Origin of the sequence: Paenibacillus sp. FSL R7-0652 (assembly GCF_038595045.1) — a bacterium.
In the GTDB taxonomy this organism is placed as follows: Bacteria; Bacillota; Bacilli; order Paenibacillales; family Paenibacillaceae; genus Paenibacillus.
The window spans coordinates 1318706-1336845 of the sequence record NZ_CP152001.1 but is presented as its reverse complement, the minus strand read 5'-3'; the positions used below and the strand labels follow the sequence as shown (position 1 = coordinate 1336845).

General features: G+C 46.1%; 19 protein-coding genes. 11 read left to right on the top strand and 8 right to left on the bottom strand.

Annotated features, from left to right (window positions below):
- Nucleotides 1-219 precede the first annotated feature (219 nt).
- A complete protein-coding gene (locus tag MKY97_RS05885) occupies nucleotides 220-1221 on the top strand; it encodes an LCP family protein (RefSeq protein ID WP_342554564.1) in 1002 nt (333 codons plus the stop codon).
- 130 nt (nucleotides 1222-1351) lie between these two features.
- Entirely contained in the window at nucleotides 1352-2620 is a 1269-nt protein-coding gene (locus MKY97_RS05880; RefSeq protein WP_342554563.1) for an acyltransferase, read from the top strand.
- Nucleotides 2621-2732: 112 nt separating this feature from the next.
- On the opposite strand, the gene MKY97_RS05875 is transcribed toward MKY97_RS05880, so the two are convergent.
- Nucleotides 2733-3464 carry a hypothetical protein gene (locus MKY97_RS05875; protein ID WP_342554562.1) on the bottom strand — a complete coding sequence of 244 codons (732 nt, stop codon included), beginning with the start codon at nucleotides 3462-3464 and terminating at the stop codon, nucleotides 2733-2735.
- A 213-nt stretch (nucleotides 3465-3677) separates the two neighbouring features.
- Here MKY97_RS05875 and MKY97_RS05870 point away from each other — a divergent pair, with 213 nt between their 5' ends.
- Together MKY97_RS05870 and MKY97_RS05865 are read left to right on the top strand one after the other, a co-directional pair.
- Nucleotides 3678-4652, top strand: a complete 975-nt coding sequence (locus MKY97_RS05870) for a hypothetical protein (protein WP_342554561.1) — start codon at nucleotides 3678-3680, stop codon at nucleotides 4650-4652.
- Nucleotides 4653-4677: 25 nt separating this feature from the next.
- Entirely contained in the window at nucleotides 4678-4920 is a 243-nt protein-coding gene (locus tag MKY97_RS05865) for an NHLP leader peptide family RiPP precursor (RefSeq protein WP_342554560.1), read from the top strand.
- A gap of 80 nt (nucleotides 4921-5000) precedes the next feature.
- Here MKY97_RS05865 and MKY97_RS05860 read toward each other — a convergent pair whose 3' ends face one another.
- Nucleotides 5001-6899: a HAMP domain-containing sensor histidine kinase gene (locus tag MKY97_RS05860; RefSeq protein WP_342554559.1), complete on the bottom strand. Its 1899-nt coding sequence runs from the start codon at nucleotides 6897-6899 to the stop codon at nucleotides 5001-5003.
- A 150-nt stretch (nucleotides 6900-7049) separates the two neighbouring features.
- Nucleotides 7050-7331, bottom strand: coding sequence for a hypothetical protein (locus tag MKY97_RS05855; protein WP_342554558.1), 282 nt, complete (start codon nucleotides 7329-7331; stop codon nucleotides 7050-7052).
- Nucleotides 7332-7477: 146 nt separating this feature from the next.
- Between MKY97_RS05855 and MKY97_RS05850 the strand changes: the two genes are divergently transcribed.
- The 3 genes from MKY97_RS05850 to MKY97_RS05840 all read left to right on the top strand — a co-directional run bounded on the left by MKY97_RS05850 (nucleotide 7478) and on the right by MKY97_RS05840 (nucleotide 8369).
- Nucleotides 7478-7639, top strand: a complete 162-nt coding sequence (locus MKY97_RS05850) for a hypothetical protein (RefSeq protein ID WP_017690239.1) — start codon at nucleotides 7478-7480, stop codon at nucleotides 7637-7639.
- Nucleotides 7640-7760: 121 nt separating this feature from the next.
- Nucleotides 7761-8126 (top strand): hypothetical protein, encoded by a 366-nt coding sequence (locus MKY97_RS05845; RefSeq protein ID WP_342554557.1) that lies wholly within the window; start codon nucleotides 7761-7763, stop codon nucleotides 8124-8126.
- A 39-nt stretch (nucleotides 8127-8165) separates the two neighbouring features.
- Entirely contained in the window at nucleotides 8166-8369 is a 204-nt protein-coding gene (locus tag MKY97_RS05840; RefSeq protein ID WP_342554556.1) for a hypothetical protein, read from the top strand.
- A 188-nt stretch (nucleotides 8370-8557) separates the two neighbouring features.
- Here the strand turns inward: MKY97_RS05840 and MKY97_RS05835 are convergent, their stop codons facing one another.
- Nucleotides 8558-9820 (bottom strand): MFS transporter, encoded by a 1263-nt coding sequence (locus tag MKY97_RS05835; RefSeq protein WP_342556246.1) that lies wholly within the window; start codon nucleotides 9818-9820, stop codon nucleotides 8558-8560.
- 176 nt (nucleotides 9821-9996) lie between these two features.
- On the opposite strand from MKY97_RS05835, the gene MKY97_RS05830 reads away from it, so the two are divergent.
- The 3 genes from MKY97_RS05830 (at nucleotide 9997) to MKY97_RS05820 (ending at nucleotide 12416) form a co-directional block, all read left to right on the top strand.
- Nucleotides 9997-10659 (top strand): peptidylprolyl isomerase, encoded by a 663-nt coding sequence (locus tag MKY97_RS05830; protein WP_342554555.1) that lies wholly within the window; start codon nucleotides 9997-9999, stop codon nucleotides 10657-10659.
- Nucleotides 10660-11152: 493 nt separating this feature from the next.
- Nucleotides 11153-11413 (top strand): YqkE family protein, encoded by a 261-nt coding sequence (locus MKY97_RS05825; protein ID WP_342554554.1) that lies wholly within the window; start codon nucleotides 11153-11155, stop codon nucleotides 11411-11413.
- 208 nt (nucleotides 11414-11621) lie between these two features.
- Nucleotides 11622-12416, top strand: coding sequence for an SDR family NAD(P)-dependent oxidoreductase (locus MKY97_RS05820; protein WP_342554553.1), 795 nt, complete (start codon nucleotides 11622-11624; stop codon nucleotides 12414-12416).
- Between the two features lie 243 nt (nucleotides 12417-12659).
- Here MKY97_RS05820 and MKY97_RS05815 read toward each other — a convergent pair whose 3' ends face one another.
- A complete protein-coding gene (locus MKY97_RS05815; RefSeq protein ID WP_342554552.1) occupies nucleotides 12660-13436 on the bottom strand; it encodes a TIGR02206 family membrane protein in 777 nt (258 codons plus the stop codon).
- A gap of 297 nt (nucleotides 13437-13733) precedes the next feature.
- On the opposite strand from MKY97_RS05815, the gene MKY97_RS05810 reads away from it, so the two are divergent.
- Nucleotides 13734-14708, top strand: a complete 975-nt coding sequence (locus tag MKY97_RS05810) for a ring-cleaving dioxygenase (RefSeq protein ID WP_342554551.1) — start codon at nucleotides 13734-13736, stop codon at nucleotides 14706-14708.
- A gap of 153 nt (nucleotides 14709-14861) precedes the next feature.
- Here MKY97_RS05810 and MKY97_RS05805 read toward each other — a convergent pair whose 3' ends face one another.
- The 3 genes from MKY97_RS05805 to MKY97_RS05795 all read right to left on the bottom strand — a co-directional run bounded on the left by MKY97_RS05805 (nucleotide 14862) and on the right by MKY97_RS05795 (nucleotide 18134).
- Nucleotides 14862-15575 carry a stalk domain-containing protein gene (locus MKY97_RS05805; RefSeq protein ID WP_342554550.1) on the bottom strand — a complete coding sequence of 238 codons (714 nt, stop codon included), beginning with the start codon at nucleotides 15573-15575 and terminating at the stop codon, nucleotides 14862-14864.
- 242 nt (nucleotides 15576-15817) lie between these two features.
- The gene (locus tag MKY97_RS05800) at nucleotides 15818-16675 is read right to left on the bottom strand and encodes a hypothetical protein (protein ID WP_342554549.1); all 858 of its coding nucleotides are present in this window, start codon (nucleotides 16673-16675) and stop codon (nucleotides 15818-15820) included.
- Nucleotides 16676-16856: 181 nt separating this feature from the next.
- Complete coding sequence (locus MKY97_RS05795) at nucleotides 16857-18134, bottom strand: methyl-accepting chemotaxis protein (RefSeq protein ID WP_342554548.1); 1278 nt, start codon at nucleotides 18132-18134, stop codon at nucleotides 16857-16859.
- Nucleotides 18135-18140: the final 6 nt, after the last annotated feature.

The window sequence follows — 18140 nt, the reverse complement described above, 5'->3', positions numbered from 1 at the left end:
AGGTGCTTCTTTGCCAAATACACAGACGAACATTTTGCAGTTTATAAGACCGTGAAGAATCTCGTTTTTCCATAATGCAGGCCGCATTCTATTTGAACCAACGATTCGTTCATTAATATGTAAATGAACCGCATTTTCGGAATCAGGGAGGACATTTCTCTTTCTTTTTGTTAAACTAGTTTGGGTATCTATCAGTTTATACATAGAAAGGTGAAGATTATGCTTAAAAAATGGTTATGGGGGACAGCCCTGACCTTGGTAATTACTGTAATAGGAGTGGTTGTCTACTACGGATATTCCATTGTTCATTTTGCCAATAGCATCTCGACTGCATCCAGTGCCTCATCCACTTCTAACAATGACTCAGGCAGCACTCCAACCCCCGATACTCCCGCAGCGGTCATTCCGAAATGGGACGGCGAAGAGAGAGTAAATATTTTACTGATTGGCGGTGACTCCAGAGGGGATGACGCGGGGCGTTCAGACTCGGTGATGGTTGCTTCCATTGACCCGGTTTCCAAAAAAGCCCATCTGTTTTCGGTGCTTCGAGACACGTATGTGGAGATTCCAGGCCATGGCAAAAGTCGTCTTAATGCGGCCTTTTCCTATGGAGGAGCTGAATTAACCAAACAAACGGTCAGCAATCTGCTTGGCATTCCCATTCAGCACTACGTCTATACAGACTTTACCGGATTCATGGCTCTCGTTGATGCACTGGGCGGCATTGAAATTGATGTAGAGAAAGACATGTATTACACGAGTAAAGCCGACAAGCATATGTATGATATTGATCTGAAAAAAGGGCTGCAGCATATGGATGGCAAAACGGCCCTCCAGTATGTTCGTTTCCGGCATGATGCGACCTCCGATTTCACACGGACCCAGCGACAGCGCATCTTTATGACCGAACTTGCCAAGAAGATGCAGAGCACCACTTCTCTCTTTAAAATTCCTGAGATGCTGGAAGCAATCGCCCCTTATATCAAAACGGACCTCAGTCCAACGCAAATGCTGAAACTGGCTTCGCTAGGCTTCGATCTTCGTGTAAACGAGATCGATCAGCAGCAGATTCCGCCGAATAAGCTGCTGACAAACGAACGGGCCGGGGCTGCTCAGGTATTAGGTGTAAATGTCCCTAAACTTCAGGCTTACATTAAGAAATTATTTGAGAATGACAATCAGACTCCGGGCAGCTCATCTTCTGATGAGTCCAGTGAGTGACAATGCCATAAACAGTAAAAGGGCGGCTTAGGCCGTCTTTTTTAGTTCCTATTTTCGCCATTTAATGCAGCCTTAATGTTTGGAGGGTAGTCTTGTATGATGACCCCGGCCGGAGAAGGGAGGATTGTGGATGAAACTGCCAAAAATAGCCGAATGGACTGAACTGCGCGGGTTAGCTTTCCTGGCCATTGTCATGCAGCATAATATTGCAGAGTACATCTACCGGGCAGACATTGAGCAGCCTGATTCCGTTATGCTGACCATGATATATCATTTGACGAGGTTTGGTACCCCCACCTTCGTGTTTCTATCTGGTGTGATGCTGTTCTACCACCACCGGTACGTCAAACCTGATTATCCCCGGTTCATTGCCAAGCGGTTTGGTGATATTTATATGCCCTTTTTCATATGGACACTCATCTACTGGTTAGCTGTTCGTGTGTTCACCCCTGCGTTCTGGTCTTCAGGCATGCCGGATTTGGGAAGTTTTGTCCGTGAGCTGTTTATGCCGCAGACCGGATATCACCTTTGGTTCGTTCTAATGGTGTTTCAGTTTTATATTCTGTTTCCGTTGTTTCTCGCGGGGGCCCATGCCGTCCGGAAGCGGCTGAAGAATCTCAAACGTTTTACTTCGATGCAGCTGACGGTATCCATCATCCTGGCGGCAGCCCTACTGTACATGTGGCTTATGAAATGGTCATACTACGATATGCCTGATTGGACACGATGGTGGTCTGAACCTTGGTCTGGCCTGTTGGAATACCGTTCCTATTCATGGATTATGTACTGGTTTTACTTCTTGCTTGGCGCTGTCTGTGCCTGGACGGTGGAGAACTGGAGAAGCTGGACGGTGAGGGCGCTCCCTTGTACCACTGCCGTTTTTATTGTGATGTATATCTGGCTTGGCTACGATGTGCTGCGCGGGTCGGAAGATACGATGAACCTGAATATTTCTACTTATCTGAAACCGAGCACGTTTATTAATATTATGGCTCAGATGTTTATGTTCTACGGTTTTCTGGTGCTGCTGCGGGGTAAGAACCTGTGGTTAGAGCGCATACTCACCTGGATTGGACGTTACTCCTTCGGGGGCTATCTGGTTCATGCTCTCGTGATCTATGCCATTGCCTATGTTACCAGACCACTTCAGCTCAGCGGATGGCATTTACCCGTGACCATACTTTCCTTTGCTGTCACAGTTGTTACTTCGCTTGGTATCAGTTGGGCATTGTCCAGGCTGCCAGGCTCCCGCTTCACGGTTGGATTAGTGCGAACTCATAATAGAAAACAGCAGTCGGGCTCATACGGAAGTATGCCCGCGCATGGAAGAAAGTCATTCCCGGATCAAAACTCAACACCAGGTTCAGCTGTCAAAAATCAGATCCAGGAGACACCTTAATACGATAACAGCCAGCATCCAAATCTTTAAAAGAGATGGTCCATCTAAACGCATTACCAAAGAAAGAGCGTCCCCCATCCGGTGGATGCTCTTTCTTTGTATGCGCAGCTGCTTACTTCACTTCGTTTACAGCTGAACGTCCTGGTACATTCCCTGGACGGACCGGAACCGGGTGACCCTGATGCTTTTGATGAACAAATTTTTGCAGATCACCTGTCAGCTGCTCTTTAAGCTGATTCACCAGTTGTGTTTCGCTAATCCCCTTCGTTTGGGCGATTTCTGCCAGCGATCTGCCAGCCTGCAGCTGTTCATGTAATTGTTCGGTCGATATGCCGATGTAACGTGCGATTGCTCCTTTATCAAGCATGGAATGTTTCCCATGGTGTGTGAATTCACGCCGTAATTCACGAAGCGGTGTGTTCACAACTTTTTTCAATTTCACATCCATATCAGCTTTGGCTGCCGCGGCTTGTTCCTTCGTGAGACAGCCTTCGGCTGCGGCTCGATCAAGGCGCTCTGACAGCGTCGGCTTTAATTTCTGCAGCAACTGTTCCTCACTAAGACCTTTGCGTTCTTTGGCAATCTGGGACAAAGTCCTGCCAAGTTCCATCTGCTGCTTTAGATCGCGAAGTCCAATACCGAGCAAATCAGCAGTCTCACCGATCATAAACAGACCGTGCCCCGCATGCATACAAGGTTTTTTATTTCCTGCGGCTGATTCTGTCCGGTTCCCGTCTACCTGCTCCGAAGGAACAGCAGGACCAGCTAAAGCAGTCTGGCCCGGTGTAACGGTGATCATGGCAGCCGCTGCACCGACTGCCAGCCACGATTTCCAATTTTTCATTGCTTATCCGCCTTTCCTGTATCGATATCCTATGCCTCCCTAGTTTGGACCCAAATTCCAACTTTTTATGCTATAAAATGCAAATCGCCACCCTTTTTTCTCACAAATGATCACAAAAAATCCTATTTTTTTCAATACAAATGAGCTATAATGTATGTATCTCCTTGAGATTACTACATATTCCATATTTTGATCAGGAAGGACGTTGCCCTTATGCAGCGAGAATGGCTAGATCCGTATATGTTTGACGTGAATGCCTTGTTTGCTTCAACTGAAGAGCGGCTTCGGCAATACCCCGATCCACTGGCAGCACGTGCACTTGAGCAGCTCCGACTGCTCCACCCCGTAACGAAGGGGACAGGACACAGCTGCATCGGGTATATCACTCCGCTCTGGATGCAGTACACGGATGGACTTCCATCGGAACAGGCTCATCAGCTCAGTACAGCCTGTCTGCTGCACATGCTGTATTTTCTTAATCTGGATGACGTTATGGATGAACCGACTGAGAATGCCGTGCTCAAGTTGTCTTTAGGAAATCTTTACTACATCGATGCAATCCAAATCTATGGTGCATTATTTGAACCCGCTTCTGATTTCTGGAACTATTTCAGACAAGTTCTTCAAGAATGGGCCGTAAGTGTGAATGGGGAATTACACATCGATTATTTCCAGCAGCATCCGCTTCTCATCGCCCAGAAAGCATCACCATCAAAAATAGGAGCCATCGGTTCTCTGCTTCTGTTGGAACAGCCTGAGCGAATCGCTTCGGTCTGTGATGCATTGAATATCGTGCTCATGACTCTTCAGATGACGGATGACTTTACAGATATGAAACAAGATGCTGTGCATGGCAGCTACAACAGTTACCTCTCTCACATATCCGCAGCACTCCATCAGGAATACCGTGCTCACTCACTTCACGAATCTGCTCACCATAATGTATTTAATTCACAATTCATGAACACATACGTAGATATTGCACAGCAGTACAACAGCGCACTTACATCTTCTAACGCAGCCTTACCGCAATTCACTGTTTTTAATTCCGATCTGTGCGGCAGACTGGTACAAGCTGTTCAGGATATAGAAGATCACAAAAAAAGGCTCTATCAAGGCGGGTTTCACTACTGGATCAGCGAATTACAACCTCAAGCTTCGGGCAGGAGACAAGCTGATTCAGTTTAATCTAAATATGAAGGGAATGTTGGCGATGATGGTATTAGAAAAAACGCTGCAAGAGGAAATTATTGAAAAGGCTTGGACAGACGAACAGTTCAGACAACAACTTCACTCCAATCCCAAGCAGGCGCTTCGCGAAGCATTCGGGATTACAATTCCTGATCATATCAAGGTTCGCACGGTCGAGGAGCAGCAGAATGATTATGTACTTGTTATTCCTCCTAATCCTTCCAAAGTTAATTATGACGTCAATTGCGGTCCGTGGAGAGATTAAGCCGGTCCATTAGGTAAAATTGAATCCTGTATGAACTAAAACAGGGGTAGAACATTAAGCTGTGATCCTACTCGAGTTCGTCATTTGACGAACTCGGGAAAAGATACTACAGCTTCTGTTCCTACCCCTTTTGTACTTGTAAAACTGATCTGTCCATTCATCGCTTCTACGATGCGGAAGGTAACCATCATGCCTAATCCGGTGCCTTTAATTTTGTTGGAGAAATACGGTTCTCCCAATCGGGATAAAGCTTCCTCACTCATCCCTTCCCCGTTGTCTCTGACATGCACCTTGACTTTACCATCCTGTGAATAAGCCCAGATATCGATCTGGCCTTGTCCCTGCAATGCCTCAATGCTATTTTTGATGATATTGATAAAAGCCTGCTTGAACTTTGAGGAATTGCCTCGAATATGAAGACTTGGAGGAATATCCGTTGTAATTTTCCCACCTTCAAGATTAGCCATGGGTACAAGAATACCTTCAATATGCTCAAATTCATGTGCAATATTCAGAGATATAATATGATCAAATTCCGGTTTGGCAAAGGTCAGAAAATCGGTAATAATGCCAGATGCCCGGTCCAGTTCCTCCAGCGCAATCCGCACATATCCTTTATTTTTGTTATCCTCCTGCTCTGTCATAAGCTGAAGAAATCCTCGCGTAACCTGCAGCGGATTACGAACCTCATGAGCAACAGAAGCAGCAAGCTCGCTAATAATCTCCATTTTCTCGGATCGCTGCAGTTCATTATTAAACAGCTCCAGTTCCTTGGAGTACTCCAGCACTTTATTATGCTTTTCGGCAAAACGACTTCCAAGAATTGCGATCAAAGAGATGACAAATGCAACCATGGACCATTTCCACCATAACAGATGATATGTCCCGCTGCGCTGAAAGTACCACAGCAGTTCGAGTACGCTGATCAAAGAAAAAACACCAAAACCAGAGGCTAATAAAATAGCTTCACGGCTGCGCTGCAGCGCTTTGGCAATCGTACCTACGAACAGAATGGTCAACAGAATCACCAGCACGATGCCAACCACCCGCTGCACGAGCAGACTGTACAGCAGATCCCACTGCCCTCCCGAAACTACATATATAAACAAGGAAATCACGGCAATAATGGAATAAGCCCATTGAATTTTTCTTAACTTGGTAAATATACCGTATACTCCAGGACCAATAACTTGTTCAAAGAAATAACAAAGAGCGGGCATCCCCAGCAGCATCGCCAGATCAAAGAGAACAGAGTACAGGTCACCGTAGACTTGATAGAAGGTATACAAGAATTGCGAGTAAGTGATCACCATCGTGCCGATGGAACCCATGACAACACATAAGGATATCCATAATCCTTTATGAAACTGTCCCAGAAAAAATGTGCAGCTCAGCATAATAAGCGAGGTGAATACAAAAGTCGCACCTAAAATGACATCAATCAGACCGTTATGGATATACTTCTCCTGCAGCATGGAATAGGGGCCGACCTGAACATCACCTTGGATGCCTACCCATCCTCTCTCATTTTGAGCCCATACATAAAGTGTATTTCCAGAGTTTTCAGCCGATAACGGTAAAAAGACGGCGTTATTGTCGTAATTATAATGAAAATTCTCGTATACCTTCCGGTCTTCCAAATAAATTACAATATGATTACCTCTAATATTTTCAAAACGAATGGCCGAACTTCCATCATGCAAACGAGGTATCGTCAGACGTGTCCATAAGGAGACGGAAGACTTTTTATCACTACCTGTTATTCGGTCAGGACCCTTCTTCTCCCAAATTTCGTTCTCACCCTTAACCTCACTTATGAAGCCCTGATCTCCAGCGTTTCCCCATTTCACTTCCCATCCTGTAATGGTTACAGGCTGCTGAATCTCTTCTGGCGCGGCAAGCACGAGTCCATGCGGCATGCCCAGAATCATCCATACCGTCATCCACAAGATGATGATCGCTTTGGGCACATTTTTCATCCACAGCACCTCAAAGTTCTTATTTTCTCTTATTCATTCTCCTCATATATCATTCGCCGTCGTGAATCATGTCACCTTCTTAAACAAAACCTTAATTCACATAAAAGTTCATTTATAGTCATTTTTCCATTTTATTGTTATTCAAATCCGTTAATCTCGCAGGTCTTCAAACTGATTTTCAATCATTTCACGTTCCTTCTGCTCCACTTTCGTTCGAAATTCAAGCCACTGCTCCGTCTCTTCATCATCATAAATGGTCCATATATCCGAGAACAGAAAATCACGTAACTGAACAACCTGTCCCGACCAAATTCCACCGACCCAGAATAATCCATCCGGTCGACGAATGACAGTACGAGAGAATCCGGGTGTGGACGCTTTCTGTCCAATCCGAATCCGAGTAATCATATTGCCGAGTGTGAACCAGTCCACAGGACATCCCCCTTTATGTATTCAAGCTTCATCATAACATAGGCAAAACAAGAAAAGCTGTAAAAAACAGATGCTGCGATTCAATCCTTTTGATCATGTGTAATGGTTTCTCAAAGCAACACTCACCAAACAAGGAGATGATTACAATGAATGAGCCCCATCGTACGGTAGAAGTTGAGCATAAGGATGTTCAGCATAAATCGGATTCAAGTATGGTCGCTTCTACATTTATTAAATATGCCGCATACATCATTATCTTTTTTGGATTTCTCTACTTCCTCGTGAAGTATGTTTTCCCGAAATTTTAACGAATTTTGGACATAACCCTTTGTATTTGAGGGAATACTATCCTGCTTAAAGTAAGAACAATGTAGAATACACGATAAAAAAACGTATGCCACATAACTTGTGCGAAAGGAAGTGTCTCTTATGTCTGATAAACCAATCAGCAGTGTTGAAAGTGAACGTTATTATGACCGCTACCAGAGGTCTCGCGATATCCCGCCCGAAACGGAAGTACCTGCAGGAGATATGGATACTTTTGATGAAGTTTCCGGGCAGCGCATTGATATGGAAGATTCAGAACTGCCGCCTTCTCCTGCTGCGGATGAGGAAGGTCTGGAATCACGTTTGGCTGAAACGCCGCTGGAATCTGTACCTGATGCGGATTTAGTGCAGCCCGGCAGTCCGGTTGACCCTGCCGCACCCGATCCGGATGCCCTGCATGGGACAGATCTGCTGAATGGAGCCGGAGCCGATGCCAAACCACAGCAAAATATGCTGCCGCCGCGTTAAAGCTTCACCCTGCATATTCTGAAACAAGGAGGTGCTGACATGACCAAAAATGCTCAGGGAAGATCAAGTAAACAACCGGATAATCTCGTCACCGAGCGGGATATCGATCCTGATTTCGGGCTCTTTACCGAAGACTCTTTCCCGGACGCACTGGAGGATAAAGATCAGCGAGAGGCGATCGAACACGCCATCCCCAAGGAAGAGCGTTCCGCTTCCGTTAAACCCTCTTCGGATGAATCATAACATTATGAAACTGAATCGCACAGACAGCACGATATGAACGATTCCCATATGCGATTTGTGCTGTAACATTACGCTGCAGAAACCTCTTGGATAAGGGGTTTCTTTTTTTAGTTATTTTAAAAGTTGGCCTGAGTTTTTACAGAAAAAAGATGACTGCTGCATCTTCAGCGTCATCTCTCTATCCTGAACTACAGCGGCTGTTTCTCGGCAGACTTGCCTGCTCCAGGAAGCTTGTGTTCAAGTCTGGACCACTTCACCACAACTGCAGTAGCCAGAAGTGCAAGACCATTAATAATAAATATCCAGCGAATAGGAAGCCAGCCGCCAAGAACACCTCCGATAATCGGTCCGGCCATCGTCCCGATCTGGGCTGCCGACTGGTTCAAACTAAAAGCCCGTCCCCGAAATGCCGGTGCAGTCACCTGCACAATCATCGCATTGATTGCAGGGAATACAGCCGCAAAAAAGAGGCCATATACAAACCTGAGAATGCCAAAAGCGACATAACCCGTCGTGAAAAACTGCAGCAGGTTACCTACAGCTCCGCCTACAAGTCCAATAACCAATACTTTCCCAAACCCGATTCTCGATCCAAGCTTGCCCCAACGGGGAGCCATAATAACAGTCGCTACTCCTACCGCCGAGAAAATAATGCCGGAGCTTAACGAAGCCCGGTCAGGCTGAACACCCATCTCCATGACATACACCGTTAATAACGGCTCCAAAATCATGACCGAGAAAGTGCAGATCCCCATCATGCCCAGTACAGTGACAAATACCCGGTTCGCTCTGGCCTCACGAATATCATCCATGACATGTGAGCGCGCCTTATTCCGATTGAAGTTCTCTTCTCTGACCCAGAATGTCGCAATAAGTGCAGACACCAGCACCACAATCGCCGAAAATAGAAATGCACTCCGGTTGCCATAATAATGGCTGACAAGTCCGCCGATTAACGGACCGATGATACCGCCTGTCGCACCCGCAGTTGACATGATGCCTAAAGCGTACCCCGTCTTCTCTTCAGGTGTGTTTGTGCCTACGAGAGTAATTTCAGCTGGGACAAATCCGGCAAGCAGCCCTTGAAACAATCGAACAACAATGAGTGAATACGGGTCCTGTACAAAATAATTAATCAGATACAGGACAGCAAGGCTGTACCCTGAACGAATTAACATCGGTTTACGTCCGTATTTATCAGCCAATGATCCCCAGAAAGGCGACACAAGCGCACTTGCAAGAAACGTGATGCCAAAGGCCAGCCCTGACCAGAACTCCAGATGATTGCGAACGCCCAAATCGCTGCTTAGAAATAAAGGCAGAAATGGAATAGAGATCGAATATGCCGTGCTGCAAAAAAAGACACCGATCCACAAAATAATCAGATTACGCTTCCATGAGAAGTTCATACCCGCACGTCCTTTCCGTAGCTGACGCCGGGACTGCCGTATATGGAGAGGACGGAACAGACCCGTACGTCCCCCTGATGCGGAAGCATTTTCCTTATTTTACACCTATGCTCTCTTGAAGACCATCCCCAGTTCACCAGTTGAACACAGCTTGCATTGCCATGCTGCACCCGGAAACGGTATGATAGTTGAAGAACGAACCAAGGAGGAACCTATTCATGTCTTTACGGTGGAAAAAAACAACCGCAGTTTCGCTTCTTCTTATGCTGCTGCTGATCGTTATGAGCGGGTGTGGACGCCCTGCCAGCAATGCTTCTTCACAAACCCAGGTTCCAGCCCCGCCCGAGGGCCCGAATCCCGTGGCATCGATTGAGATGCAGGACGGACAGAAGATTGTCATTGAGCTTTACCCTGAGATTGCACCAAATACGGTATACAATTTCATATCACTGGCGAACAAAGGGTTCTATGATGGCACCATCTTTCACCGTGTTATTCCAGGCTTCATGATCCAAGGTGGCGATCCTGAAGGAAGAGGCACAGGCGGCCCAGGGTATGCGATTAAAGGGGAATTTACCTCTAACGGTCACAAAAATCATCTGAAACATACACGTGGGGTCATCTCGATGGCTCGCGGTGACAATTTGGATTCAGCTGGTTCCCAGTTCTTTATCATGTTAGGTGATGCGGATCATCTGGATAATGCTTTCGCCTCCTTTGGTAAAGTGACTGAAGGTATGGATGTTGTGGATGGTATTGCAGCACAGCAAACAGGCGAAGCAAATAAACCGGTTACCGATCAGGTTATGAAAAAAGTAACGGTTGATACGCACGGCCTTGAATATCCGGAACCGGTCAAGATTACAGAAGACAAGAAATAACAGACTCTCCTGCAGCAAACAAAAGCTCTGTCCTGTGCATCTGGCACGGAACAGAGCTTATTTAATGATAGCGTTTACACAATTGATTAGATCAGCCTGTTTTCTTTCAGTACTTTTGGTCATGTGCTGCATTCTCAATACAACCATCCTAATAGGCGCAGCCAACCAATAGCTGCAATCCACAACGGGAAGCTGAAGGCCACCCCCCATGCAAGCCCTTTCAACAAACGATGGTCTGTCTCCACGAACAACGACTCCTTTCTCCGGGGATAGTCGCAGTATCGGTAACATTATATGATTTTATACTCGTTTCCATTCGCCGTGACATACCCTTTTTCCTGTATCTATCCCGCCTTTGTTCTATCATTTGTTATGCATGGACTGCGGATCTTCATGGAATGCGCATCTTCATGGAATGCACATCGTGAACCTGATATACTATGACTACGAAACGATATAGACTATGATTCATGTTTGGAAAGGAGATTTTCCTATGGCAAAATCCAGAAGACACACCCCAGCGCCCAAAGCTCAGACACAGGACAAACCCGCTACGCTGAAGGATCTGCTCAGCAGCGATGTGCTGGAGAAGCTCAAAGCGCAGGCCAATGAAGCCAAAGCTGCCGAGGCGGAACGTAAAGAACAGGAACGTTTACAGGCAGAGGAAGCTCGTAAGGCGGAGCAGAAGCGTAAGGATAATGATTTTGAGTACTTGCTGAACAACAGCTCGATGGACTGGAAGAAACATAAGTAATATTGGAAGCAAAGAGAACTACACCTCTACCTCCACTCCCTCCTATAAAATGATACTTATAAAGCTGGTTATATGATGATGACTGGTTAACCGACAGGACCCAAACAGGGTCCTGTTTTTTAATATATATACATATGATTCATCACCCCCATGCCGGGTATTTAGAAGTAGAGTGTCCAAGGATAACCTATATATGGAGGGATCAGTAATGGCTGAACAACGTTTGGAAGGCAAAGTAGCGATTGTGACTGGAGGCGGCTCAGGCATCGGGAAGGCTTCTGCGATCCGTTTCGCCGAACATGGAGCCAAAGTATATATGTTGGATCGTACACCCGAGAATGCAGAGGAAACCAAACAGATCATCGAAAAAGCAGGCGGAGAAGCTTACGTCATTGAATGTGACATCTCCAAGCCGGAGCATGTACAGAAGGCGATGAATCAGGCTGCTGCAGAAGCTGGCCAGCTGGATATCGTTTTTGCAAATGCAGGTATTAATGGTGCGATGGCTCCTATTGAAACAATGAAAATCGAAGATTGGGACCAGACGATGGAGATTAACATGCGCGGCACGTTCGCAACGGTGAAGTATGCCATTCCTCATCTGAAGGAACGCGGCGGGAGCATCATTATTACCAGTTCGATTAATGGAAACCGCGTATTCTCCGGTATTGGATTTTCTGCATACGCTTCCAGCAAAGCTGGTCAAACCGCTTTCACCAAAATGGCCGCACTCGAACTTGCCCGTTATAAAATTCGCGTGAACGCAGTCTGTCCGGGTGCAATTGATACGAATATTGATGACAATACCTATCCATCCGATGACCTGAAGGATGTTCAGATACCAGTGGAGTTCCCTGAGGGACACGAACATCCGCTTAAGGGTGAACCGGGAACATCGGAGCAGGTCGCTAATCTGGTGCTGTTCCTCGCCTCAGACGAAGCCTCTCATGTGACAGGTACACGAATCTACGTAGATGGTGCTGAATCACTTCTTCGTGGTTGAACTCCATAAATTAAACAAACCCGCAAAAGCTTTGGATGACCAAAGCTTTTGCGGGTTATTTTAGGGTGTGTCTGAAAACGCTGAAGGAAGCCAATTTTGCCGAATTTTTGTTCCATGCCAGGAAGTTTACCGCAGGCGTGCCGGGGCACGTCAAGGGAAACTGACGCAGCATGGGACGAAAGGGGGAAAAGATGCACTTCAGCGGGTTTCAAGACACGCCCTAGTTAAAGATGAAGTTTCATGTCAGCCTTTGGAATGCAGCTGCGGCTGCTTGACCTTTTTTCCAGCCATCCGTTTCAGCCGCTCTGGAATGGCAAAGAGCAGCAGGTATAACAAGGAAAATAACACCAGAGCAAGAAGCTCCTCACCAAGAATGTAGACTGGATAAGGCCCAAGCACGTCTAACACGGAAGGTGTGTTCGGTTTATGTCTCAGAAACATATAATTCGCACCCAGTAAAACATCAACAATATACACCACCAGCGCCGCGACATTCACAAATATCATGGAGCCTGCAACTGATCGCCATCCTGGACGAAGCTGTTCCACCAATGTCATATAGAGCAGAGCAAAAATGATCATTGCATGAGCCGTAAAAAATTGGATGAAGCGAAAATGAGCAAATGCATAGCCCAAATTCGGTGTTACAATGGCCATCAGGGCACCTGCGATACCTGAGAAAAGCAGAGCAGAATACAACCATCTTTTGCGTGTTAGCAATAACAGTGCTGACAATAATAACGATAAGCTGCACAGCTCCAGCGGAAGTGAAGTCTGCAGGCTCCAAATCCCTCCATACACATACCAAAATTGCAGCAGGATCTCGCAGCCAATCATGAACCCCGCCAGCCCCATACGCGTAAGCTGGCTTGAACGTTTAGACATAGAACGGAGCTGACGTCTAAATAGAAATAACAGGAGAATCAGTACAGCGATGATGACGATCGATACGATATGTGAAGTCGAGAATGCTGCAAAAGGCTCTGCATCATACGGGTCAAGCCAAGATGGGTAGGCCATGCCTTTCCTCTCTCCTTTTGATCAGGTTAAAAGGGACTATTTCCTTACAATAGGAATGGTAACTTTTCTCATTCTGCCACCGAATCAGGTAACTGTCCACCTTCATATAAAATAAATATTGTATTATAAATATCTTTATGTTAAGATAAAGCCAAGAACAAAACATACAAAAAGTTAGTAACTTTAAATATGATAACTGAAAATGTGATTAACCTATCTTTGGAGTACTCACATTAGCGCTTCATGACATTCAGGATTTTTCGTAGGACTTCACTTTATCTCTAGGAGGAATATATTATGCTTATTAAAGGACTTCATCACGTATCCGCACTCACAGCACATGCTGATCAGAACTACCGCTTCTATACGGATATCATGGGCCTGCGCCTGATCAAAAAAACGGTCAATCAGGATGACGTCTCGGTCTATCACCTGTTCTATGGAGATGAGAAAGGAAATCCCGGTACAGAGCTTACTTTCTTCGAGATTCCGATGGCCGGGCGTACACGTGAAGGTGTGAACAGCATCTCGGCTACTTCCCTTCGTGTACCAAGCGATGCAGCTCTTGCCTATTGGGCGCAGCGCTTCGACGAATATGAAGTACCTCACGGCGAGATCATGCAGCGCGGAGGCCGTGCGACATTGGCATTCACAGACTTCGAAGGCATGCGGCTGATTCTTGTATCTGACGAACATAACACGGGTGTTGCAGGCGGCAAACCTTGGGATCGAAGCCCTGTACCTGCAGAATATGGCATCGTAGGTTTGGGTCCAATTCATCTGACTGTACAGGATGCTTCACTCACCGCACCTGTCCTCACCGAACTGCTTGGATTTAGAGCAAAAGGCAGCTATCCTGCTTTTACATCCGGTCAGCCTGATGTGCTTGTATTCGAATCTGGTGAAGGCGGCAGCGGTTCAGAAGTTCATCTGGAGGAGCGTAATGATCTGGAGCTGGAACGTCCTGGACGCGGCAGTGTTCACCACGTAGCCTTCCGTGTCGACAATGAGGAAGAATTGAGACAGTGGGTTGACCGCGTGCATCAGTTCCAGTTCCCAAGCTCCGGTTTTGTCGATCGCTTCTACTTCCGTTCCCTGTACTTCCGTGAAGCAAACGGTATTTTGTTCGAGCTTGCTACAGACGGCCCGGGATTTGATACAGACGAGGATTTTGCCACTCTTGGGGAATCCCTTGCGCTTCCTCCATTCCTGGAAGGACGCCGTGCCGAGATCGAAGCAAACCTGAAACCGCTGGATACGATGATTCGTTAATGTTCATAAGCACAAGGTAAACCAGCAATAGATTGTAATCACTAATGAATATAAGAAAAACGATGCTTTCATCATGCAGCTCAGAATTCAAACCTGGGTTCAGAGCCTGCCTGATGAATCATCGTTTTTTATGTTTGTGTTCCGTAAGAAGTTTTACTTGGTCAGATACGAGGTCGTGAGCGGTACAAACAGAGCTGAACCCGGATCTTCAGATACAATCTCGACATAGACAGCGTCTGTACCTTTCACATCCACATCAAGACTCATCATACCGGTTTCCGGAGTGATATTGAATTTTTTGAGAGTCGCGAGGTCCTGATCGTAGATATGAATCTCCTGATTTCCTTTCAGCGCGGCAAGTTCCAAGTGCAGAGAAGAATACTTTTTACCTGTATTGATCTGAATATCTTTTCCCTGCTTCGTAGGGTCATTATGCAGATAAACATCCTTATAATCCTTGCCTTTGTATGTGGTATCCGCAGGATCTTTAGTGTGCCAAGCGGTCGATCCCAATACGGATGTTCCAAGTACACTCAGCGTTACTTTTCCGTTTGTTCCTGGCGCAGGCGCAGATCCATTCGTTCCACCGATCAGGACGGATGAAGTTGCACCGTCATAATTGATCTCGGTTCCAAGCAGTGTCCCAACCGCACGCACCGGCAAATACGTTGTTCCGTTATATGTGATCGGCAGAACGGTCTTGCCATTCGCATCCTTGGCAGTCACTGTTTCACCGTTCAGCTTCAACGTAATTTTACTGTTCAGATATGCCTTGATCTGCTCCAGACCTGTTGCCGCCAACGCACCTGTACCTATCCCAAGCGTCAATGTGCCCACCATCAAACCGAGTACGACTTTTTTCTTCATCAAAATCCCTCCCAGACGTTTAAATGAGTTGTCCTTTATACATTTAAACGACTAAAGCGTGAATGTCAATTGTTTTCAGCATTTTTTCGAAACTTTTTTATATTCAGACAGCACAAAATGAGGCTGTAGTCACTCCTTTTTTTTCAGCCCCATCCGATGGTCATGCTTGCCATGACATGCTCCGTATTTTTATAGGTAATCCAATCTATATCGTTGTGCTGCAGCACAATTCCAACCTTTACTCAATCAAATGACTCGTAGTATTCCTCTTCATATACTTCCATACTATATTTTAAATCGCTCGCCTTCCATTCCCCATTCTGAAACACATAAGAAAACGTTAAATCGCCGGCATACAGCCCATCGCCATATGCCCCCGATGTAGAAACAACAAGCTTGTTATCCTCTACACTATAATAAGTCACACGACCAAATTGTAATTTCTCATAATACAGTACATCTCCGGCTGCCTTATCCACACGAGAGGACTCCGCTGGAACCCCGTTCAAGGTCACCCCAATCTCGATCTGGTCGGAGGTTACCGTAACTTTGGACTCCACACGTTCCTTCACAATCTCATCTAAAGTCTGCATCTTCATTACTTCCAGTGAAACCGGATCAAGAATGTGTGCCTGACCCAGATAAATTCCAGTGCCGTGCCCCTCCGAATACAACACCACAATCTCTTTTTTACCGTCGCCGTTCAAATCCAGTTCATGTACTTCAGGTTTGTACGAACCCCCCTCTGCTCTCCAATCACTAAATTCACGCTTTTTGCCGTCTGCCTCAACCACAAGGCCATTATATATATATCCCGAACCCTCAACACTCATCGGGTACACTCGAACGTTGTTATTCTCAGGTGCTGTCGAAACGTCATCTGCTTTAATCGGCATCATATCTTTAGCCTTATCTTTATTGCTGTTCACTGCATGGTTCATTCCATCTATATGGGAAGCCTCGACCGCTGCGGTCTGGCTGGATGATTCATCTATATTAAGCTGTTGTTGCGACTCATTTGTCGTTTTGGCAGTCGAAGTTACCGAAAGTGCGGCAACCGCCAAAATAATCATCAGCAGGATACCTGTCCAAGTTTTCAATATACTGGGCTCCTTCTTCTGTTGTGATATTCCTATTATATCTTCATTTATCGCCTGCGCGCTGCAATTTTGTTAATCTTTCTTAAAAAATCTTTACAAATCTTCAATCACACGAAAAAACGTTCGTCTTTAACCAAAATAAGCTAATTTCCCGGAAAATAAAAAGCATTTCGGAGACAGCTCAAGGCTGCATCCGAAATGCTTTGGTTTTGTCGAGCAGTCGATCTGTTAACTGCCTAAGTTCTTCTGCTGAAGAAGAGATTTCCTCCATGATTGCGGTCTCCTCATGCGCAGCATCCATAATGCGCTTAGCTTCATCCGAGAAGGAAACGGCTTTCCCTTGAATCTTTTTCACATGGCCATGGGTTTGTTCCACACGCCCTGTCTGGTCAGCAATTTTGGAACCGATATCATGGGCACCTTTCATAAATACTTCAACCGTGCCTGTAAGCTCATGCAGTGTCTGATCGACGGAAATGGTTCGCTGCGACTCATTCACAACCAGTCCATGCTGTTCATGGCTGAGCTGTACGGTTTCACGGATTCGCTCCTGCACTCGGCTGATCAGCTCATTAATGCGATGCACCGAATCTTTACTCTCGTCAGCCAGCTTGCGAATCTGCTGAGCAACAACCGCGAAGCCCGCGCCCTCTTCTCCGGCACGTGCCGCTTCAATGGAAGCGTTTAAAGCAAGCAGTCCGGTTTCTTCAGCAATATTTTTAACGGATTGGGTAATCACTTCAATATCCGAAGCTTCCTTCTCCAGAAGCAGCATAATATCACGGGATCGATTGTGAGATGCTGCCAGCTCGTCCATGCCTTTCATGAGCGATGAGAAGGTGCCTTTCGTATGATCCACCGAACGTTCCATCTGACCAGAGAGTTCTGTCATACCTACGGACTGATGCTGCATCTTCTGAAAATCACTTAACATTTCATCCGCTGTAATCAGGGAATGATGAGAAGTCACTTTCTGATCTTCTACACCGACCGCAATATGATCTACCGCTTCTGACATCATCTCAATCTGTTCGGCTGCCTGGGTAATTGCTTCACTTAAGGACTGAGCATTCTGAGAGGTTGTCCGTGTACTTTCCGCAATATCGTTCACGATGCTTCTCAGATTAGAAACCATTACGTTGAAAGCATCATATAATACAGTAAGCTCATCCTGAGTGCGGCGCTGCGGAATCTCCGTCGTCAAATCTCCGGAGGATACCTGCTGCGCTGCACGGGACAGCTGCACAATCGGACGAGTCAGATAGCGGGAAGCCAACCATCCGAGAATTCCGTTCCAGCATACTCCCATAAGCAGAACAATCGATATGTATAGCCAGCTCGGCATATTAAGCGAAATCCAATCCTTGACAAAAAAAATAAAAAAGCCGCTAGTTCCGTACGTAATAATTGAAATCAGTATCAAACCTGCGACAGTCTTAGCCCCTAAAGTCCACTTCATGTTCGC